Source organism: Arthrobacter gyeryongensis, from assembly GCF_039543785.1.
Classification (GTDB): Bacteria; Actinomycetota; Actinomycetes; order Actinomycetales; family Micrococcaceae; genus Arthrobacter; species Arthrobacter gyeryongensis.
Genome location: NZ_BAABKK010000044.1, coordinates 1 through 3,320, shown reverse-complemented (window position 1 = coordinate 3,320; position 3,320 = coordinate 1). Strand labels below are relative to the sequence as shown.

3 protein-coding genes are annotated in these 3,320 nt (G+C 66.4%); all 3 read left to right on the top strand.

Annotated elements, in window-relative coordinates:
- On the top strand, positions 1-1,312 hold a 1,312-nt coding region (locus tag ABEA18_RS24085; protein ID WP_345453829.1), incomplete at its 5' end, for a site-specific integrase.
- Positions 1,309-2,292 carry a tyrosine-type recombinase/integrase gene (locus ABEA18_RS24080; RefSeq protein ID WP_345453826.1) on the top strand — a complete coding sequence of 328 codons (984 nt, stop codon included), beginning with the start codon at positions 1,309-1,311 and terminating at the stop codon, positions 2,290-2,292. The genes ABEA18_RS24085 and ABEA18_RS24080, both read left to right, overlap by 4 nt.
- Positions 2,282-3,286 carry a site-specific integrase gene (locus ABEA18_RS24075; protein ID WP_345453823.1) on the top strand — a complete coding sequence of 335 codons (1,005 nt, stop codon included), beginning with the start codon at positions 2,282-2,284 and terminating at the stop codon, positions 3,284-3,286. Before ABEA18_RS24080 ends, ABEA18_RS24075 begins: the two co-directional genes overlap by 11 nt.
- The last annotated feature ends 34 nt before the right edge of the window (positions 3,287-3,320 follow it).

The window sequence follows — 3,320 nt, the reverse complement described above, 5'->3', positions numbered from 1 at the left end:
CCGAACGCTGCGCATAATCTGGGCGGATTCTGGTTACGTGGCTCGGCATGGTGCCAGGCCCTTCGTGATTGGAGCTGTCATGGTGGCTGTTTCTGCACTGGTGTCCGGGTTGGACGCTGAGTTGGTGCGTCTGGGCTACAAGCCCTCGACGATGGTCTGGTATCGGGGTTGCTGGCGTCGCGTGGAGAGGTTCTTCGCGTCTCGTGGGGTGCAGGAGTTTTCGCTGGATGTGGCGATGGCGTGGGTCGACCAGTCCTGCGGCGGCTTCTTCAACAAGGAGCGGGCAGGCACGCTGAAGACAACCGACGTGTATTTGTTCCGCGTCGCGGCGATGCTCGATGACTTCGCGGTTCGCGGCGCGGTGCTGCGCCGCTATTCCCGCCCCGTGGACAAGCTCAACACCGAGCAGGCCGAGGTTCTGGCGCGGTTCAAGGCGTCGCTGCAGGCGGCCGCCTCCGCCGCGTCGACGGTAAGTGCCTATGCCACGGTGGCCGGGGAGTTCCTCGCATTCACCGGCACCCGGGGCGGGCTGGCTAGCCTGGACGCCGGGGTCATCGGCGCGTTCGTGGCCACCCTGGCCGGCTACCAGGCCAAAACGGTGGAGCACAAACTATGCGCCATACGGTCGTTCCTGCGGTTCGCCGGCGGTGAGGGGCTGGTCGACGGCACGGTGCTGGCCGCGGTTCCGGCGGCGAAGTCGGCCAGGCAGGCCGGGATCCCGTCGGTGTGGGAACCGGCCGACGTGACCAGGATCCTGCGGGCGATCGACCGGGGCAACCCGTGCGGCAAGCGGGATTACGCGATCATCTTGCTGATCACCAGACTCGGACTGCGCGGCATCGACGTCAAACGGCTCCGCTTCGCCGATTTCGACTGGCCGGGCAACCGGCTGTCGGTGGTGCAGGCCAAGACCGGCCGCCGCGTGCAGCTGCCGTTGCTCAAAGACGTCGGCTGGGCGATCATCGACTACATCCGGCACGGCCGCCCGGCCAGCGACTGCCCGCAGGTATTCATCCGCCACACCGCCCCGATAGGCCCGTTCTCCGACCAGGATCATCTGCACCAGATCCTGGTCAAACACACCCGTGCAGCTCATGTCCCGCTGGGTGAGAAACGCCGCCATGGCATGCATTCGCTGCGGCACACGCTGGCGACCCGGCTGATGGAGCAGGGCACCCCGATCGAGCAGATCGCCGACATCCTCGGCCACCAGTCGGTCGCATCCACAGGCGTGTATCTGAAATCGTCACTGGGTCTTTTGGCCAAGTGTGCCCTGGACCCGGACATGCCGGCACCGGGGGCGACACGATGACTACCGGCACCACACTGTCCGACGCGATCACGGCCCTCGTGGCCGAAAAACGCGCCGTCGGCTACAAATACGACACCGAGGCGCAGATACTGGCCCGGTTCCAGGCATTTTGCCGCATGCAGTTCCCCGGGCTGGACACACTCACCGAACCGTCGGTGCAGGCGTGGATCACCGCGGCACGTCGGCGGAACGTCAAACCCGCGACACTGCAGGGCCTGGTAGCGCCGGTCAGGGAACTGGCCCGCTGGCTGGGCCGGCGAGGCGTAGTGGCCTACCTGCTGCCCGGGGCCGCGCTGCCCAGACCGGCCCGGTATGTCCCGTATATCTACACCAATCGGGAACTGGCATCGCTGTTCGCGCAAACCGACCGCTGCCACTACTGCGCGGAGGTTCCGCTGCGCCATCTCGTCATGCCGGTGCTGTTCCGCACGATCTACGCCTGCGGTCTGCGCTGCTCCGAGGCCCGCTTGCTCCGGGTCGGCGACGTCGACATCGACGCCGGGGTGCTGCAAATCCGCGACGCCAAGGGCGGCAAGGACCGACAGCTGCCCGTCTCCGAGGCGCTACGCGCAAGGCTCGCCCGCTACGACACCGAGGTTGGCGGACAGGCGGGCCGGCGGGAATGGTTCTTCCCCGGCGCGGCTGGCCGGCCGCTCACTCTCGGCAACGTCTACCGCAACTTCCGCCGGTTCTTATGGCAGGCGCATATCTCCCACGGCGGCCCCGGGCACGGCCCCAGAGTTCACGATCTACGTCACACCATGGCGGTCAACAACCTGCGGCTGTGGTTCGCCCACGGACAGGACGTCGGCGCGTTGCTGCCGGTACTGCAAACCTACATGGGTCATTCGTCAGTGGCCGACACCGCCTACTACCTGCGCCTGACCGCCGAGTCTTACCCGGACATCACCACACGAATCCAACAGACCATCGGCGATATAGTCCCGCCCGTCACGGCAGGACCACGTCATGGCCACTGACTTCGCGGTATTCCTGCGCCGCTTCCTGACCGGCCACCTGGCCGGGGAGCGCGGCTACTCACCCAACACGATCGCCTCCTACCGGGATGCGTTCAAACTGCTGATCTGCTACTTCCGCGACGAGCGGCACATCCCGCCGGAACGGCTCACCCTCGAGCAGATCGACGCCGCCGCCATCACCGGGTTCCTGACCTGGCTACAGACCAGCCGGCGCAACAGTGCGTCGACCCGCAACCAGCGCCTGGCCGCGATCGACTCGTTCTTCGGCTGGATGCAGTCCCAGGACCCGGCTCGCATGGCCTGCTGTCAGGACATCCTCGCGATCCCCGCGAAGAAACAAGACAGGCCGGCCGTGGCCCACCTGACCGTGCAGCAGACCCGCCAACTGCTCGCCCTGCCCGACCGGCACACCCGCACAGGCAGGCGTAACGCGACGTTGCTGGCCACACTGTATGACACTGCCGCCCGGGTTCAAGAAGTCGCCGATCTGAGAGTCCGCGACATCCGCCTGCATGACCCGGCCATGGCCGCCCTGACCGGCAAGGGCCGCAAGACCCGCCACGTCCCGCTGGACCGGAACACGGCGGCTCTACTGGCCGCCTACCTGACGGAAAGACGGCTGGACAGCGCCGGGCATGAAGATCATCCGGTGTTTTTCAACCAGCACGGCTCCAAGCTCAGCCGTGGCGGGATCGCCTGGATCCTTGGCAAATACCAAGCCCAGGCAACGGATCCGGCACTCTCCAACGCGCACCTGAGCCCACATATCCTGCGCCACAGCCGGGCCATGCACCTCTACGACGCAGGTGTTCCGCTGCCCTATATCCGGGACATCCTGGGCCACGTCGACCTATCCACCACCGAGATCTACGCGCGGGCCTCCACCGAGGCCAAACGCAAAGCACTCGAAGCCGCCTACACCGACGTTGTCACCGCCGACCTGGCCGAATGGAACCAAAACCCCGAACTGCTCAGCTGGCTCGCGAGCCTCTAACCACCCGCCCGGATTATGCGCAGCGTCCGACCGC

Coding starts and splice junctions, on each gene's coding strand:
- ABEA18_RS24080 (WP_345453826.1), top strand. CDS start 1,309: ATGACTACCGGCACCACACTGTCCGACGCGATCACGGCCCTCGTGGCC.
- ABEA18_RS24075 (WP_345453823.1), top strand. CDS start 2,282: ATGGCCACTGACTTCGCGGTATTCCTGCGCCGCTTCCTGACCGGCCAC.